This is a genomic window from Falsiroseomonas stagni DSM 19981, from assembly GCF_900114315.1.
GTDB lineage: Bacteria > Pseudomonadota > Alphaproteobacteria > Acetobacterales > Acetobacteraceae > Falsiroseomonas > Falsiroseomonas stagni.
Window position 1 is genome coordinate 238,127 of record NZ_FOSQ01000005.1, and the last position, 16,205, is coordinate 254,331.

Sequence of the window (16,205 nt, forward strand, 5' to 3'; positions counted from 1 at the left end):
GCGCCGCGTGGCGAAACCCATCCTCCTGGTGAAGTCCGGCGGCGAAGCGGCGGTGGCGGAATGGCAATCCCATTTCGCCGCCTGCGCGCCGCAGGTCGAGGTGCGGTGGTGGGACGACGCCACCGTGGCGCCGGAGGATGTCGCCTATGTGTTGCTGTGGGACCCGGAGCCGGGGCGGATCGCGCGCCTGCCGAACCTCCGCGTGATCTTCGGCGCCGGGGCCGGGGTGGATTTCATCACCCGCGATCCCGACCTGCCGAAGCACATCCCCCTGATGCGGATGGCGACCGAGGGCGCGGCCCAGCGCATGGGGGAATTCGTCTGCTGGTCAGTGCTGTCGCTGCTGCGGGGTGCGCGGCGGATCGCGCTGCAGCAGCAGGCACGGGACTTCACCTATTTCGATGGCATGGGCCTGGCGACGGAGACGACCGTCGGCGTGATGGGCCTCGGCCATATGGGCGCGCAGGCCGCGACGATGCTGCGCGGCCTCGGCTTCCCGGTGATCGGCTGGTCGCGCACGCCGAAGGACATCCCGGGCGTCGAAGGCTTCGTCGGCGCCGGGGCGCGCGACGCCTTCCTCGCACGCAGCCAGGTGCTGGTCTGCCTGCTGCCCTCGACGCCGGAGACCAACGGCATCCTCGCGGCACCGCTCTTCGCCAAGCTGCCGAAGGGGGCGGGGCTGGTGAATGTCGGCCGCGGCGCGCACCAGAGGATCGATGACGTGATCGCGGCGCTCGACAGCGGCCAGCTCTCCGGCGCCGTGCTCGATGTGTTCGAGACGGAGCCCCTGCCAGCGGAGAGCCCTGCCTGGACCCATCCGAAGATCCTCGTGACGCCGCACATCGCCAGCCTGCCGACGCGGCGCGAACGCGCGGAGCACGTCGCCCGCGCCATCGAGGCGTTCGAGCGCGGCGAACCGCTCCGCAACCTCTTCGACCATGCGCGCGGCTACTGAGATGCTGCCACCCCCGCCGATCCGCCCCGATCCGACCCACCAGCCGACCGAGCGCGAGCTGCGGGAGGATCTGGCGGCGGCCTACCGGCTGGTGGCGCTGTTCGGCATGACCGACCTGGTCTTCACGCATCTTTCGGTGCGCGTACCGGGGGAGGGGCATCGCTTCCTGGTCAACCCCTATGGCCTGCTGTTCGAGGAAGTGACGGCATCGAGCCTGGTGCTGGTTGATGCGGAAGGGGAACCGCGGCAACCCACGACCTGGCCCGTGAATCCGGCGGGCTTCGTCATCCACTCCGCCGTGCATCTCGGCCGGGCCGATGCGAATTGCGTGATGCACACGCATACCCTGGCCGGCATGGCGGTTGCCGCGCAGCGGGACACGCTGCTGCCGCTGAACCAGATGATGATGGAGTTCATCGGCCGCGTGGCGCTGCATGACTATGAAGGCGTGGCGACCGAGGAAAACATGTCGGAGCGTGAGCGCCTGGTGCGGGACCTCGGCGAAAAGCCGGCCATGATCCTGCGCCATCACGGGCTGCTGACGGTCGGCCGCACGGTCGCGGAGGCCTTCTACTGGATGTACTATCTGGAGCAGTCCTGCCGCATCCAACTCGCCGCGCAATCCAGCGGCGTGCCGCTTGCCGTGGCGCCGGCGGATGCGGTGGCACGCACCCAGCGCCTTTTCGACAGCGGCCCCACCAAGGGCTGGTTGCCCTGGCAGGCATTGCGGCGGAAGCTGGACCGCGAACAGCCGGGCTACAGGGACTGAACCGATGTTGGGAACGGGCCACGCCCTCGCGCTGCGCGGGCTCACGAAACGCTATGGCAGCTTCACCGCCGTCGATTCCGTCTCGCTGAAGGTGGAGCGGGGCGAGTTCCTGACGCTGCTCGGCCCTTCCGGCAGCGGCAAGACGACGATCCTGATGTGCATCGCGGGGTTCGTCGCGCCGACGGAAGGTGCCGTTCTGCTGGATGGCCAGGACATCACGCCGCTGCCACCGGAACGCCGCGACTTCGGCATGGTGTTCCAGGGCTATGCGCTGTTCCCGCACATGACGGTGGCGGAGAACGTCGCCTTCCCCTTACGCGTCCGCAAGCTCGGCGCTGCCGATCGCGACGCGAAGGTGCGCGCGGCGCTGGACCTGGTGCAGCTGTCGGGCTTCGCCGAACGCCTGCCGCGGCAACTCTCCGGCGGCCAGCAGCAGCGCGTCGCCTTGGCCCGCGCGCTGGTCTTCGACCCCGCGCTGCTGCTGCTGGATGAACCGCTTTCGGCGCTGGACAAGAAGCTGCGCGCGGAATTGCAGGAGGAGCTGAAGGTCCTGCACCGCCGCGTCGGCCGCACCTTCGTCAATGTGACGCATGACCAGGAGGAAGCCCTGTCCCTGTCGGACCGCGTCGCCATCCTCAACCATGGCAAGCTGGTGCAGGAAGGCGCGCCCGCGCATCTCTACGAACACCCGCGCACGCGCTTCGTCGCCGACTTCCTCGGCAAGTCCAACTTCCTGCATGGGGAGGTGCGGGAGAGCGTGCCCGGCGGCTTCGTGATCGGCGCGGGCCCGACGCGCATTTTGCAGGCGGTGGCGGAGAACCACCGGCCCGCCCATGGCAGCCGCGTGCTCTTGAGCCTGCGCCCGGAGAAGATCGCCCTGCTGGCGGAGGAGGATGCGGCCGACAACGTCGTCATGGGCCGCATCGCCGCCTGGTCCTATCTCGGCGCCGGCTACACGCTGGTGGTGGAGACCCCGGATTTCGGCGCGCTGCGCGTGGCGCTGCCGACCTGGCAGGCGCCCATCGCGCCGAGCGAGGGCCTGGCCGTCCGCCTCGGCTGGAGTTCCACCGCCAGCGTCCCCGTCGTCGAGGACGCGGCCTGATGTCCGCCAGAAGGTGGGGGCAGGATGCGGGCTGGTGGCTGCTGATCCTTCCCGCCTTCCTGCTGATGACGGCCTTCTACATCGCCCCCATCGCGCAGGTGCTGGCGATCTCCTTCACCGAGCCCTCGCCCGGCCTCGGCAACTACGAACGCCTCTTCACCAGCGAAAGCGTGCAGCGCGTGATCATCACGACGCTGCGCATCTGCACCATCACCACGGCGCTCGCGCTGCTGCTGGGCTATGTGCTGGCCTATCGGATCGCGCTGGCGAGCGAGTCTGCGCGGCGCTGGTGGATCCTGGCGGTGCTGGTGCCTCTGTGGATCAGCGTACTGGTGCGCGCCTTCGCCTGGGTGACGCTGCTGCGCCGGCAGGGGCTGGTGAACAACGCGCTGATGGATACGGGGATCATCAGCGAACCGCTGCAACTCGTCTGGAACGAATTCGGCATCATCGTCGGCATGGTCCACTACATGGTGCCCTACGCGGTCCTGCCGCTGCTGGCCTCGATGCGGGAAATCGACCCGCGGCTGCTGGCCGCCGCACGGGGCCTCGGCGCGCCGCGCTTCACCATCTTCCGCCGCATCTTCCTGCCGCTGTCGCTGCCGGGGTTGATCGCGGCCGGCGTCCTGGTCTTCATCTTCTCGCTCGGCTTCTACATCACCCCCGCCATCCTGGGCGGTGGCAAGACGCTGATGGTGGCGGAGTGGATCGGGTTGCAGATCCTCGACCTCATCCGCTGGGGGCTTGGCACCATGATGGCGACGGTGCTGGTGGTGGCGATCCTGGCGACGCTCGCGATCTTCTCCCGCCTCGTCGATCTGCGGCGCGTCTTCGGTTCGGGGGCCTGAGCGATGGACCACGCGCATCGCCCCGGACGCTGGACCATCGCCGCGGCCTGGATGGTCGCGATCTACCTGGTACTGCCCATCAGCATCGTCATCCCCGTCTCGCTCACCGACCAGCGCTTCCTCTCCCTGCCGCAGGAAGCGCTGAGCCTGCGCCACTACGCGACGGTGCTGGGCAGCGAGGCCTGGCTGGGATCGATCTGGCAGTCCTTCCTGATCGCGGTGGCGGCGACGGTGATCGCTGTCGTGGCCGGGACGCTCTGCGCGATCGGCTGCTGGCGGCTGTCGCGGCGGTCCACGGACCTCGTGCGGGCGATGATGCTGCTGCCCATCATCATCCCCTCCATCGTCTATGCCGTCGGCCTCTATCGCTACTTCGCGAAGCTGGACCTGCTGGACCGCTTCCTCGGCGTCGCCATCGCGCATGGCGTCACGGGCATCCCCTACGTCGTTATCACCGTCTCCACCGCGCTGGCGGCCTTCGATCCGCGGCTGGAACAGGCAGCGCGGGGCATGGGGGCGTCGCTGTCGCAGACGCTCCGCTGGGTCATCCTGCCGCGGATCGCGCCGGGCATCCTCTCTGGCGCCATCTTCGCCTTCATCCATAGTTGGGATGAGCTGGTGATCGTGCTGTTCATCGCCTCCCGCGATGTCTTCACCCTGCCGCGCCGCATCTGGGACGGCATCAACGAGAATCTGGACCCCGCCATGGCTGCCGTCGCCGTGCTGCTGGTGGTCTTCACCTTGGCGCTGCTGCTGTTGGACCTGGCGCTGCGGCGACGGCGCGATGCCTGAGGAAGCGATCATGCAGAAGACCCCGCCCAGCTTCGCGATGAGCGAGTTCGACCACCGCTACAACATGCTGATCGAACGCTTCGCGAGCGAACCCGATCCCGCCTTCGAAAGCGCGTCGGAGCAATCCTTCGTCTGGGGCCGCCAATGGGGCTGCAACTCCGATGTCGGCCGCCTGCGCGTGGTGCTGATGCACCGCCCGGGGGAGGAGATGCGCGTGGTCGACACGCTGCCCCACATCCCCGAACTCAACGCCTTCGGCGATCCCACGACCGGCGCCTATTGGCGCGGCAACCAGCGCCCGACGCTGGAGGAACAGCAGGCCCAGCATGATGCGCTGGTGGCCGCGCTCCGCGATGAAGGGGTGGAGGTCGTCTATCTCAAGCGCGCCGCCGCCGGGCGCCACAAATCCATCTACACGCGGGACAGCTGCATCGGCATCAAGGGCGGCGCCATCGTCACCCGCATGGGCCCGCGCATCCGTCGGGGCGAGGAAGCGCCGGTGACGGAAACCCTCGCTTCCATCGGCATGCCGATTCTCCGCACCATCCACGGCACCGGCCTCATGGAAGGCGGCAGCTTCGCCTATATCCGGCCCGACGTCGCCGTCATCGGCGTCTCCTCCCGCGTCAATGAGGAAGGCGCCCGGCAGCTGGAGGAGGTGCTGGCCGTGCAGGGCACGCGCCTCATCCGCGTGCAGATCCCCGGCTACCGCCTGCACATCGATGGCGGCTTCGTGATGATCCACCACGACGTCGCCATCGTGAATCCCTCCATGCTGCCCTTCGTCTTCATGGAGGAGTTGAAGCGCCTCGGCATCCGCATGATCCCCGTGAATCACGAGGATCCCTCCTGGACCGTGAACTGCCTGGCCGTCGCTCCCGGCCGCGTCATCATGAGCGACCGGGTCAGCGCGCGCACGCAGGATGCGCTGGACAAGGCCGGGATCAGCATCCGCCTGGTGGAGTATGATCGCGTCGGGCTGGGCGGCGGCGGCATCCATTGCTCCACCAGCCCGCTGGTGCGGGACCCGGTCTGACGCGCCCGCCTATCGTTTGGTCACGCCCCAGAAAACCGGGACGGTGGTGGGGCGCAGGCCCTCAATATTGGCGCGATGCGCGGCGAGTGTGCGGAACTGCCCGGCATTGATGTAGGGCAGGACCTCATAGGCGCGGGCATGAACGCGATGCAGGATGTCCTGGCGCCTGGCCGCATCATTCTCCTCCCACCAGGACCGGCGGAGGTCCTCCAACTGCTGGTCGCAGGGCCAGCCGGTCAGGCCGCCCTCGCAGGGGCTGGCGAGGTAGAGGTTGGTCAGCGGGTTCTGCCCGTCCAGCACATTGGCGACGGTCACGAAGAAGTTCCAGCCGCCCTGGTCCACCGGTTCGCGCCGGTTGCGGCGCTGCGTGACCGTCGCCCAATCCATGCTGGGCACGTCCATGTTGAGGCCCGCGCGCTGGAAGGCCTGCGCCATCACCAGCGTCGCGGCGTTGTTGATGGGGCTGTCGGCGGCGTTCATGAAGACGATGCGCTGGCCGTTGTAGCCGGCTTCCCGCAGCAGGGCGCGCGCGCGGTCCATATTCGCCTCCCGCAGCCCCTGCGCGCCGGCGCTGCTTTCGAGTGGCGTGTTGCAGAAGAAATAGGCCGGGCAGTAGGGCACCTGTTCGCTGGGCCGTATGCCCACGGCTTGCAGCACCTCCTGCTGGTTCACCAGGTGCAGCAACGCCTGGCGGGCGGCGGGGTGATTGAAGGGCGGCTGGGTGTGGTTGATACGCAGCCAGACCATGAAGCCCACGGGATTGAGCGCCATGGTGCGGATGTTGCGGTTGCGCTCCAGCGTCGGGACGATGTCGGGGGAGGGCTGTTCGATGAAGTCAATTTCACCGGATTGCAGGGCGGCCGCGGCGGTGGCGGGGTCCGGCATCGCCAGCCATTCCACGCGGTCCACATTCACCACCTTGCCGCCCGCGAGCCCATCCGCCGCCTCCGCGCGCGGGCGATAGTTCGGGTTGCGCGTGTAGACGGCGCGATCGCCCACGCGCCATTGGCTGGCCTGGAAGATGAAGGGGCCGCTGCCGGTCGCGTCCGCGATGGCGGTCGTTGCCGGTGTCTGCGCGATGCGTTCGGGCATCACGAACAGCGCGCTCGCGGTCGGCCGGGCCAGCGCCTCCGTCACCAGCGCGAAGGGGCGGGACAGGGTGATGGTGAAGGTCCTGTCGTCGACGACTTCCATGCCGGCAGTGGCGGCAGCCAGCGCGCGGCCGACGATATCGCGTTGCGTCCAGCGTCGGATGGAGGCGACGGCATCGGCCGCCCGCACGGGCTGCCCATCATGGAAGGAGAGGCCCTCGCGCAGCGTGAACCGGTGCAACAGGCCATCGGCGCTGGCGACATGCGTATCCACCATCTGCGGACGGGCGACGCCCTGGCTGTCCAGCGCGAAGAGCTGGTCATAGACCATGAAGCCGTGGTTGCGGACGAAGGCCGCCGTGGACTGCACCGGGTCCAGGCTGGCGAGGTCATTGATGAGGACGACCCTCAGCGTGGACTGGGCCTGGGCCAGCCCCGCCGTGAGAGAGATGGCGGCCGCCGCGACCGCCCCGAGCCAACGCCTGCGCATGCGTCACTTCTCCATCCCGATGCCGCGATCATCATCGCCGCACGGCTTGAAGGCAATGATCGTTCCGCATCGCCGGGTTGACGTGCCACTATCGTCGCCTGACAGTCCCTTCATCTTGTGCGGTGCGGAAAATGGTATGCGGTGTACGGCGTGATGGCTGACATGATCTTCACCGGCGGGCCCATCTTCCGCGGCCTCGCGGGCGGGTTTGCGGAGGCGATGGCCATCCGCGATGGGCGCGTGCTGGCCGTTGGCACTCTGGCGGAGGTGGAGGCGGCGGCGCCGGCGGCGCGGCGCATCGACCTGGCGGGCCGCGCTGCGATTCCGGCCTTCAACGAAGCGCATATGCACCTGCTGCCCTACGGCCTGGCCCTGGCCGGTGTGAATCTGCGCGCGGAGCAGGTGCGCACGCTGGATGAGGCGCTGAAGCGCATCGGGGACGCCGCGAAGGCTGCGCCCAAGGGGGCCTGGGTGCTGGGCCGGGGCTACGACCATGCGGAACTCGATATCGGGCGGCACCCGACGGCGGCGGAACTCGATGCCGTCTCCCCCGATAATCCCGTCTTCATCGTGCGCACCTGCGGCCATATGGGCGTGGCGAACACCGCAGCGATGCGCGCCGCCGGCGTCGGCCACAACACGCCGGATCCCGAGGGCGGCGTCATCGAACGCAAGCGCGGCGCGCTGACGGGCCTGTTCCAGGAACGCGCCATGCGGCTGGTGCGGGACGTGATCCCGCCACCGGATGCCGAATCGCTGGTGGCGGCGATCGAGCGTGCGGGCAACCACCTGGCCTCCTTCGGCTTCGCCAGCGCCACGGACATGAATGTCGGCATGACCGCGGGGATGGCGGAGGTCGAGGCCTTCCACGCCGCCGTTGCCACGGGCCGTTCGCCGCTGCGCATGTGGAACGTGCTGGCCGGCAATCCCGAGGGCATCGCGCAGCAGGCATGGGAGGCCGGGCTGCGGCCGAACCAGGGCGACGACATGCTGCGCTGGGGTGCGGTGAAGGTCTTCGCCGATGGCAGCGCCGGCGGGCTGACCGCCGCCTTCTTCGATCCCTATCTGGAGAGTGCCGGCGGCGGCACGGGCGTCTTCACCTTCCCCGACGACAAGATCCATGCGCTGCTCAAGCTGTATCACGAGCAGGGCTGGCAACTCGACATCCACGCCATCGGCGATGCGGCGATCGAGCAGGTGCTGCAGGGCATGGAGGCCGCGGATAGCGAAGCCCATCCCTTCGTCGGACGACGCCATCGCATCGAGCATTGCGGCTTCCTCAACCGCGACCAGATGCGCCGCATGAAGGCGCGCGGCATCCTGCCGGTTCCGCAGCCCGTCTTCATGTATGAGTTCGGCGACCTCTACATCCGCAACCTCGGCCTGCCGCGCAGCGAGAATGCCTACCCCATGCGGACCTGGCTGGAGGAAGGGCATCATCCCGCTGCGTCCTCCGATTGCCCGGTCTCCACCGTCGATCCCTTCATCAACCTCTTCACCATGATCACGCGCAAGACCAGCCGCGGCACGGTGATGGGGGCGGGGGAAGCGCTGACGGTGGAGCAGGCCGTGCACTGCCAGACCTGGTGCGGCGCCTACACGCAATTCGCGGAGGACCGCCGCGGCACGCTGGAACCCGGCATGATGGCCGATATCGCCGTGCTGTCGCGCGACATTTTCTCGTCTTCGCCGGAGCAGATCCTCCACGACACCCGCGCGGACCTGACGCTGCGCGGCGGCACGGTGATCTTCGACCGGCACGGGGAGGCCGCCTGATGCTCCGCCACGCCGTCCAGCGCCTGCTGCTGGCCGTGCCGGTGATGTTCGGCGTGCTGCTCGTCGGTTTCCTGCTGATGCAGGTCGTGCCGACTGATCCCGCCGTGGTGCGCGCCGGCCCGAATGCGAGCGTCGAGATCGTGGAGGCCATCCGCCGCGACCTCGGCCTCGACAAGCCGCTGTGGCTGCAATTCTTCCTGTATCTCGGCCGCCTGGCGCAGGGCGATCTTGGCGTCTCCATCATCAACAACGTCTCCGTCGCGCAGGAACTCGGCAACACCATCGCGCCGACGCTGGAACTGATGGCGGCGAGCCTGGTGTGGTCCATCCCGCTCGGGCTGTTCCTGGGCACCATCGGCGCCTATTGGCGCGGGTCGCTGATCGATCGCGTGGTGATGGCGATCAGCGTCGCAGGCGTGTCCGTGCCGGTGTTCTTCCTGGGCCTGGTGCTGATCTGGTTCGTCGGCTTCCAGTGGCAGTGGCTGCCCTTCACGGGGCGCGAGGGTCCGCTCTGGACCTGGCAGGGCCTGCGCGCGGTGATCCTGCCGGCGGTGACGCTGGGCGGTGTCTTCGTGGGTCCGGTGGCGCGGATGACGCGCACGGCGGTGCTGGATGTGCTGGGCGCGGACCACGTGCGGACTGCACGCGCCAAGGGCCTGCCTGAACGCATCGTCGTGCTGCGCCACGCGCTGCGCAACGCGATGGTGCCGGTGGTGACGCTGATCGGGTTGCAGATCGGCTTCCTGCTCGGCGGCGCCGTGGTGACGGAGACCGTCTTCTCCTGGCCCGGCGTCGGGCGGCTGGCGGTCGGCGCCATCCTGTCGTCGGATTTCCCCATGGCGCAGGGCACGATCATCGTCCTGTCGCTCGGCTTCATCCTGGTCAATCTGACGGTCGATCTGCTGTACGGTGTGCTCGATCCGCGCGTGAGGACGGCATGAGCGGCGTGGCTGTGGCGCAACCGCCCGCTCGGCCCTCCACGCTGCGCGTGCTGCTGCGCGAACCCGCCGCAGCGGTGGCGGCGGGGCTGGTCGCGATCGTGATCCTGGCGGCGCTGCTGGCGCCCTGGCTCGCGCCCTACGACCCCTACGAAACCGACCTGATGGCGATCATGCAGCCGCCGGGCGGCGCCTATCTGCTCGGCACGGACGGGCAGGGCCGGGACATGCTGTCGCGCCTGCTGCACGGCTTGCGGGTGACGCTGGCGATGGGCGCGCTGAGCCTCGGCTTCGGCGGCGTGCTCGGCGTCGCCATCGGGTTCTGCGCGGCCTATTACCGGCGCGTGGATGGGCTGCTGATGCGCCTTGCCGACATCATGCTGTCCTTCCCCGCCATCCTCTTCGGCCTGGCCATCGCGGCCATCGCGGGGCCGGGTGTGACGGCGGTGGTCATCGCGCTGTCCGTCGCCACCGTGCCGCTGATGGCGCGCATCGCGCGATCCACCGCGCTGGTGGTCCTGGGGCTTGACTACATCGAGGCCGCGCGCGCCCAGGGCATGGGCGACGCGCGGCTGATCTGGCGGCACCTGATGCCGAACTGCCTCTCCCCCATCCTCGTCTTCGCCACGCTGCGCTTCGGGCAGGTGATCCTGCTGGGTTCGGCGCTGTCCTTCCTCGGCCTCGGCGCGCAGGCGCCGATCGCGGAACTCGGCGCCATGGCCGCGCAGGGGCGCACCTTCCTGTTCTTCGCGCCGCATATCAGCGTGATTCCCTCGGTGGCGATCTTCGTCATCGTCCTCGCCTTCAACGTGCTGGGGGACGCGCTGCGCGACGCGCTCGACCCCCGGCTGCGAATCTAGAACCACGCAGGGAGAACCAAGCATGAGAACCGGACTGCTCCGCCGCGGCATGATCGCCGCCGCCGCCCTGGCCGCCACGCTGCCCGCCTTGCCCGCCGATGCGCAGACGCCGCGCAACACCGCGGTCTTCATGCGGGAGATCGACGCGGACCGCTACGACCTGCACCGCAGCACCGCCCGCGGCGCTGGTGAGATCGTGACCCTGATGACCGACACGCTGGTCAGCATGGATTGGGATGGCCGCACCATCCGCCCGGGCCTCGCGGAAAGCTGGACGGTGTCGGAGGACGGCAAGCTCTACACCTTCCGGCTCCGCCGCGACGTCACCTTCTGTGACGGCAAGCCGATGACGGCGGAGGATGTGGTCTACTCCATCAACCGCTGGATCGCCCCCGCCACGCGCAGCCCCGTCGCCTGGCGCGCGGGCCCGGTGAAGGAGATCCGCGCCGTCGATCCCTACACCGTCGAATACGAACTCAACACGCCGTTCAGCGAGCTTCTGTCCCAGCTCACCCTGTTCTTCGCCGGCATCATCGACCGCGCGACGGTGGAACGCCTCGGCGACAATTTCGGCAGCCAGGGCTTCAACGGCACCGGCCCCTATTGCTGGGCATCCTGGACGCCGCGCAGCGAATTGGTGCTGACGCGCCACCCCACCTATCGCTGGGGCCCGCCGATCTTCGAAAATCGCGGCCCCGCGCATGTCGAGCGCATCGTCTGGCGCGTGGTGCCGGAAGCGACGGCGCGGCTCGCGGCCCTGCAGACCGGCCAGGCCGACGTCACGCAGTACATCCCGATGGTGGCGGTCGACAGCGTGCGCCGCGTGCCGAGCGTGACGGTGACGACGCAGCCCAACTACTTCTGGGACTACTACCTCGGCTTCAAGGTGGACAAGCCGGTCGTCAGCGACCGCGCCGTGCGCCGTGCCATCCACCAGGCCGTGGACCGCGCCGCCCTGGTGCGCGCCGTCTGGTTCGGCCATGCTCAGCCCGCGCTGAACATCGTGAACCCCAACACGCTGGACTATGACGCGCAGTCCGACACGCTCGTGCCGCGCTTCGATCCGGCGGCCGCCGCCCGCACGCTGGACGAGGCCGGCTGGCGGGTGGGTTCCGATGGCGTGCGCGTGAAGGATGGCCAGCGCGCCACCTTCCTGACCTACGGCATCAACACGCTGGAGAACCAGCGCCAGGGCGAGATCATCCAGCAGGCGCTGCGCCGCGTCGGCATCGAGATGCGCATCCAGCTCTTCGATGCGACCGTCGCCTGGGGCCGCATGGCGACGCAGGAATTCGATGCGCTGTTCCTGTCCTACCCCTACTTCTCCGCGGGCGATGCGCTGTCCCTCTACTGGCACAGCCGTGCGCGGCCCAGCCCGAACCGGATGAACTGGAACGACCCGCAGACGGATGCCTGGCTGGATGAGGCCCGAAGCGCCACCGATCCCGCCGTGCGCGCCCGCGCGCTCGCCCTGCTCCAGCGCAAGCTGGCGGAGGAAGCGCCCTGGCTGACCACGGCACGGGAGAATCTCTATGTCGGCAACAGCAACCGCGTGACCGGCATCCGCGCGCATGGCCTCTACGGCATCGGCGTCTACAAGGCGCTGGACATGCGGATCGTCCGGTAAGGAAGGGAACAGCGGGCATGGCCACCACCGTCATCCGCAACGCGGACCTCGTCGTCGCCTGGGATGCCTCGACGAAGAGCCACACCTACCTCTCGGACGCCGATGTGGCGTTCGAGGGCGGCGCCCTCACCTTCGTCGGCCGCGGCTATGCCGGCCCGGCGGAGGAGGAGATCAGCGGGCGCGGCCTGATGGTCATGCCCGGCCTCGTCAACATCCACTCGCACCCCTCCAGCGAGCCGATGAACAAGGGGCTGATCGATGAGATCGGCAGCCCCGGCCTCTACAACTCCTCGCTCTACGAATTCATGCCGATCTTCCGCGCCGATGCGGAAGCGGTGCCGTCCTGCGTGCGGGTGGCGCTGTCGGAACTGCTGCTCTCCGGTGTCACCACCGTGGCAGATCTCTCCATGGCCCATCCCGGCTGGATGGACCTGCTGGCGGAATCCGGCATGCGCGTCTGCATCGCGCCCATGTTCAAATCGGCGAAGTGGTTCACCAAGAATGGTCACGTCGTCGAATATGAATGGGACGAGGCCGCCGGCGAGAAGGCGATGGCGGAGGCGCTGACGCTGATCGAGCGCGCCGAACAGCATGAGAGCGGCCGCCTCTTCGGCATGGTCGTCCCCGCGCAGATCGATACCTGCACCGACACGCTGCTGAAGGAGAGCTTCCAGGAGGCCGGCCGGCGCGGCGTCTCCTGGCAGATCCATGCTGCGCAGTCGGTCGTGGAGTTCCACGAGATCACGCGCCGCCATGGCAAGACCCCGATCGGGTGGCTCGACAGCATGGGCCTGCTGAGCGAGCGCAGCATCATCGGCCACGGCATCTTCCTCGACGACCATCCCTCCACGAAGTGGTGGACGGATACGGACATGAAGCGCCTGGCGGAAACCGGCACCACCGTCGCGCATTGTCCGACGGTCTTCGCGCGCCGCGGCATCACCCTGAAGCATTTCGGCCGCTACAAGCGCGCCGGGGTGAATATGGGCCTCGGCACCGACACCTATCCGCACAACATGCTGGATGAGATGCGGCTCGTCGCCTATCTCGCCCGCACCCAGGCGAACGACCCGCGCAGCATGACGACGACGGAGCTGTTCGATGCCGCGACCGTCGGCGGTGCGCAGGCGCTGGGCCGCGACGATATCGGCCGCCTCGTCGCCGGCGCGCGCGCGGACTTCGTCCTCGTGGACGTCACGCATCCCCGCATGCGCCCCTCCCGCGATCCCGTCCGCAGCCTAGTCTATGCGGCGGGCGACCGGGCGGTGAAGGACGTCTTCGTCGATGGCATCAAGGTTGTCGGCGACGGCCAGGTGCTGACCATGGACTACGCCGCCGCCGCCGAGCATCTGAACGAGGCGCAGAAGCGCATCGTGGATCGCGCACCGTCGCAGGACTGGGCGCATCGCCCGGTCGAGGTGTCGAGCCCGCCGACCTTCCGTTGGTCGTGAGCCCGCTCCTCGAAATCCAGGGGCTGCGGACGGTGTTCCGCAGCGCCGGCGGGGACATCGCCGCGGTGGATGGCGTCAGCCTGGAGGTCCCCCGCGGCCGCACGCTCGGCATCGTCGGCGAGAGCGGCTGCGGCAAGTCCATGCTGTCGCTCTCCGTCATGCGCCTGGTGCCGCCGCCGGGCCGCGTCGCGGCGGGGCGCGTGCTGCTGGAAGGTCGTGACCTGCTGACCCTCTCCACCAGCGAGATGCGCGCCGTGCGCGGCGGCCAGGTCGCGATGATCTTCCAGGAACCGATGACCAGCCTGAACCCGGTGCACCCCATCGGGCTGCAGATCACGGAGGCGATGCGCGCGCATGATCCGCGCGCCAGCACCGCCGAGCTGCGTGACCGCGCCATCGCCGCGCTGGAACGCGTCCGCATCCCGGCACCCACGCGGCGCTACGATGAATTCCCGCACCAGCTCTCCGGCGGCATGCGCCAGCGCGTGATGATCGCGATGGCCCTTGCCTGCAAGCCGAAGCTGCTCATCGCCGATGAACCGACGACGGCGCTGGACGTGACGGTGCAGGCGCAGATCCTCGACCTGCTGCGCGATCTCCAGGCGGAGACCGGCATGTCCATCATCCTCATCACGCATGATCTCGGCGTCGTCGCGGAAATGGCCGATGAGGTCGCGGTGATGTATGCCGGCCGCGTCGCGGAACGCGCCAGCGCTCGCGACCTCTTCGGCAGCCCGCAGCACCCCTACACGCTCGGCCTGCTCGGCTCCGTCCCCCGCCTGGATGAGGATCGCGACCGCCTGCTGGCGATCGAGGGTGCGGTGCCGCCGCCCTTCGCCCTGCCGCAGGGCTGCCGCTTCAACCCGCGCTGCCCCTTCGCGATCGAGGCCTGCACCGCCGCGCAGCCGCCGCTGGAGGAGATCGAGCCCGGCCATTTCGCCGCCTGCATCCGGGCGCCCGTCGAAAGCGCGGTGGAACTCGCCCGATGAGCCTGCTGGAAGTCACCGACCTCACCAAGCACTACCCCGTCCGCCAGGGCATCGTCATGGCGCGCCAGGTCGGCACGGTGCGCGCGGTGGATGGCGTGTCCTTCCGGATCGAGCGCGGCGAGACGCTGGCCCTCGTCGGCGAATCCGGCTGCGGGAAGTCCACCACCGCGCGCCTCGTGCTGCGCCTGATCGAGCCGACCAGCGGCACCGTGCGCTTCGACGGGCAGGAAGTGTCGGGCGCCGCCCTGCGCACCCTGCGCCGCCGCGTCCAGGTCGTGTTCCAGGACCCCTATGCCAGCCTCAACCCGCGCCTCCGCGTCGGCGAGACGATCGCGGAGCCGATGGAGGTGCATGGCATCGGCGATGCGAAGTCGCGGGAAGCCCGCGTGCAGGAATTGCTGCGCCTCGTCGGCCTCGCGCCCTTCCACGCGCAGCGCTACCCGCATGAATTCAGCGGCGGCCAGCGCCAGCGCATCGGCATCGCCCGCGCGCTCGCCGTGCAGCCGGATTTGATCGTCTGCGATGAGCCCGTGAGTGCGCTCGATGTCTCGATCCAGGCGCAGGTGGTGAACCTGCTGAAGGATCTGCAGCGGCAGTTCGGCCTCTCCTACCTCTTCATCGCGCATGACCTCGCCGTGGTGCGGCACATGGCCGATCGCGTGGCGGTCATGTATCTCGGCCAGATCGTGGAGACGGCGCCGAAGCGGGATCTCTTCGCCGCGCCGCGCCACCCCTATACGCGGGCGCTGCTGCGCGCGATCCCGCATCCCGATCCGCGCCGGCGCGGGCAGGTCACGCCGTTGGGTGGCGACGTGCCGAGCCCGATGAACCCGCCCTCCGGCTGCCGCTTCCACACGCGCTGCCCCTTCGTGCAGGACATCTGCCGCAAGGAAGAACCCGTGCTGCGCGACATCGCCGCCGGCACGCGCGTGGCCTGCCACCTGGCGGATACGCTTCCGCCCTTCGAGGCCGAGATAGGCGAGGGCCTCTCGGCAGTGGCGACGAAGCGCCTTGCGCTGTATGCCGCAGCGAAGGACCGGCGCGCGTCAGGAATCCGGTAGCGTTTCGCCGCGCAGCGCCTCCCACAGCGCCGCGATGTCGTGGAAGACGTCATAGGTGGCGACACGGCCTTCGCGCAGGGTGAACAGGTTGGCCACGCGCGCGGCCACCTCCCGCCCCGTGGCGCGGGCGCGCCAGCGGCCGGAGAGCACCACCAGCACGGTGTCGCCTTCCGTCACGCGGCGGATCGGCGTGACCTCCAGCACCTCCAGGTGTTGCGCCACGGCGGCGAAGAAGCGCATCGCCTCCGCCACGCCCTGCCAAATGCCGCTCCAGGGCAACAGGCCCGGGCGGCCGGAATAGGCGATGCGGAGGTCAGGCGTGGCAACGGCCGCCAGCACATCCTGCGTCATCCTGCCGCACCCTCCCTGGCCGTCCGTCGAGCCTGCCCGTAATCTCCGGCGGTCAAAAGGGAGGGCCGG

Annotated in this window: 15 protein-coding genes; 13 read left to right on the plus strand and 2 right to left on the minus strand. The window is 69.1% G+C overall.

Annotated features, from left to right (window positions below):
- Positions 1-7 precede the first annotated feature (7 nt).
- The 6 genes from BM041_RS15285 to BM041_RS15310 are packed head-to-tail and all read left to right on the plus strand — an operon-like array spanning position 8 to position 5,502.
- A complete protein-coding gene (locus tag BM041_RS15285) occupies positions 8-955 on the plus strand; it encodes a 2-hydroxyacid dehydrogenase (protein WP_245762103.1) in 948 nt (315 codons plus the stop codon).
- 1 nt (position 956) lies between these two features.
- Positions 957-1,724, plus strand: a complete 768-nt coding sequence (locus BM041_RS15290) for a class II aldolase/adducin family protein (protein WP_092960734.1) — start codon at positions 957-959, stop codon at positions 1,722-1,724.
- Positions 1,725-1,728: 4 nt separating this feature from the next.
- The gene (locus BM041_RS15295) at positions 1,729-2,826 is read left to right on the plus strand and encodes an ABC transporter ATP-binding protein (RefSeq protein ID WP_092960735.1); all 1,098 of its coding nucleotides are present in this window, start codon (positions 1,729-1,731) and stop codon (positions 2,824-2,826) included.
- Positions 2,826-3,674 (plus strand): ABC transporter permease, encoded by an 849-nt coding sequence (locus tag BM041_RS15300; protein ID WP_092960736.1) that lies wholly within the window; start codon positions 2,826-2,828, stop codon positions 3,672-3,674. Before BM041_RS15295 ends, BM041_RS15300 begins: the two co-directional genes overlap by 1 nt.
- A 3-nt stretch (positions 3,675-3,677) precedes the next feature.
- Entirely contained in the window at positions 3,678-4,466 is a 789-nt protein-coding gene (locus BM041_RS15305; RefSeq protein WP_092960737.1) for an ABC transporter permease, read from the plus strand.
- 10 nt (positions 4,467-4,476) lie between these two features.
- Entirely contained in the window at positions 4,477-5,502 is a 1,026-nt protein-coding gene (locus BM041_RS15310) for a dimethylarginine dimethylaminohydrolase family protein (protein ID WP_092960738.1), read from the plus strand.
- Positions 5,503-5,511: 9 nt separating this feature from the next.
- Here the strand turns inward: BM041_RS15310 and BM041_RS15315 are convergent, their stop codons facing one another.
- Positions 5,512-7,083: an ABC transporter substrate-binding protein gene (locus BM041_RS15315; RefSeq protein WP_092960739.1), complete on the minus strand. Its 1,572-nt coding sequence runs from the start codon at positions 7,081-7,083 to the stop codon at positions 5,512-5,514.
- A 153-nt stretch (positions 7,084-7,236) separates the two neighbouring features.
- Here BM041_RS15315 and BM041_RS15320 point away from each other — a divergent pair, with 153 nt between their 5' ends.
- From BM041_RS15320 to BM041_RS15350, 7 genes are read left to right on the plus strand one after another with little or no spacing between them, the layout of a single operon-like run.
- Positions 7,237-8,859, plus strand: coding sequence for an amidohydrolase (locus tag BM041_RS15320; RefSeq protein WP_245762104.1), 1,623 nt, complete (start codon positions 7,237-7,239; stop codon positions 8,857-8,859).
- Positions 8,859-9,800 carry an ABC transporter permease gene (locus tag BM041_RS15325; RefSeq protein ID WP_092960740.1) on the plus strand — a complete coding sequence of 314 codons (942 nt, stop codon included), beginning with the start codon at positions 8,859-8,861 and terminating at the stop codon, positions 9,798-9,800. The genes BM041_RS15320 and BM041_RS15325 overlap by 1 nt, the downstream gene beginning before the upstream one ends.
- Complete coding sequence (locus BM041_RS15330; protein WP_092960741.1) at positions 9,797-10,657, plus strand: ABC transporter permease; 861 nt, start codon at positions 9,797-9,799, stop codon at positions 10,655-10,657. Before BM041_RS15325 ends, BM041_RS15330 begins: the two co-directional genes overlap by 4 nt.
- Before the next feature lie 22 nt (positions 10,658-10,679).
- On the plus strand, positions 10,680-12,284 hold the full coding sequence (locus BM041_RS15335) for an ABC transporter substrate-binding protein (protein WP_092960742.1): 1,605 nt from the start codon (positions 10,680-10,682) through the stop codon (positions 12,282-12,284).
- Between the two features lie 17 nt (positions 12,285-12,301).
- Entirely contained in the window at positions 12,302-13,735 is a 1,434-nt protein-coding gene (locus tag BM041_RS15340) for an amidohydrolase family protein (RefSeq protein WP_092960743.1), read from the plus strand.
- The gene (locus BM041_RS15345) at positions 13,732-14,724 is read left to right on the plus strand and encodes an ABC transporter ATP-binding protein (protein ID WP_175533956.1); all 993 of its coding nucleotides are present in this window, start codon (positions 13,732-13,734) and stop codon (positions 14,722-14,724) included. The genes BM041_RS15340 and BM041_RS15345 overlap by 4 nt, the downstream gene beginning before the upstream one ends.
- A complete protein-coding gene (locus BM041_RS15350; RefSeq protein ID WP_092960745.1) occupies positions 14,721-15,785 on the plus strand; it encodes an ABC transporter ATP-binding protein in 1,065 nt (354 codons plus the stop codon). The genes BM041_RS15345 and BM041_RS15350 overlap by 4 nt, the downstream gene beginning before the upstream one ends.
- Here BM041_RS15350 and BM041_RS15355 read toward each other — a convergent pair.
- Positions 15,771-16,136, minus strand: coding sequence for a nuclear transport factor 2 family protein (locus BM041_RS15355; protein WP_092960746.1), 366 nt, complete (start codon positions 16,134-16,136; stop codon positions 15,771-15,773). The two genes, BM041_RS15350 and BM041_RS15355, sit on opposite strands and share 15 nt — an antisense overlap.
- Positions 16,137-16,205 lie beyond the last annotated feature (69 nt).

What these genes read in the sequence shown, in the direction of transcription:
- BM041_RS15295 (WP_092960735.1), top strand. Translation starts at nt 1,729, where the DNA reads ATGTTGGGAACGGGCCACGCCCTCGCGCTGCGCGGGCTCACGAAACGC.
- BM041_RS15335 (WP_092960742.1), top strand. Translation starts at nt 10,680, where the DNA reads ATGAGAACCGGACTGCTCCGCCGCGGCATGATCGCCGCCGCCGCCCTG.
- BM041_RS15320 (WP_245762104.1), top strand. Translation starts at nt 7,237, where the DNA reads ATGGCTGACATGATCTTCACCGGCGGGCCCATCTTCCGCGGCCTCGCG.
- BM041_RS15355 (WP_092960746.1), bottom strand. Translation starts at nt 16,136, where the DNA reads ATGACGCAGGATGTGCTGGCGGCCGTTGCCACGCCTGACCTCCGCATC.
- BM041_RS15300 (WP_092960736.1), top strand. Translation starts at nt 2,826, where the DNA reads ATGTCCGCCAGAAGGTGGGGGCAGGATGCGGGCTGGTGGCTGCTGATC.
- BM041_RS15290 (WP_092960734.1), top strand. Translation starts at nt 957, where the DNA reads ATGCTGCCACCCCCGCCGATCCGCCCCGATCCGACCCACCAGCCGACC.
- BM041_RS15310 (WP_092960738.1), top strand. Translation starts at nt 4,477, where the DNA reads ATGCAGAAGACCCCGCCCAGCTTCGCGATGAGCGAGTTCGACCACCGC.
- BM041_RS15305 (WP_092960737.1), top strand. Translation starts at nt 3,678, where the DNA reads ATGGACCACGCGCATCGCCCCGGACGCTGGACCATCGCCGCGGCCTGG.
- BM041_RS15325 (WP_092960740.1), top strand. Translation starts at nt 8,859, where the DNA reads ATGCTCCGCCACGCCGTCCAGCGCCTGCTGCTGGCCGTGCCGGTGATG.
- BM041_RS15350 (WP_092960745.1), top strand. Translation starts at nt 14,721, where the DNA reads ATGAGCCTGCTGGAAGTCACCGACCTCACCAAGCACTACCCCGTCCGC.
- BM041_RS15330 (WP_092960741.1), top strand. Translation starts at nt 9,797, where the DNA reads ATGAGCGGCGTGGCTGTGGCGCAACCGCCCGCTCGGCCCTCCACGCTG.
- BM041_RS15340 (WP_092960743.1), top strand. Translation starts at nt 12,302, where the DNA reads ATGGCCACCACCGTCATCCGCAACGCGGACCTCGTCGTCGCCTGGGAT.
- BM041_RS15315 (WP_092960739.1), bottom strand. Translation starts at nt 7,083, where the DNA reads ATGCGCAGGCGTTGGCTCGGGGCGGTCGCGGCGGCCGCCATCTCTCTC.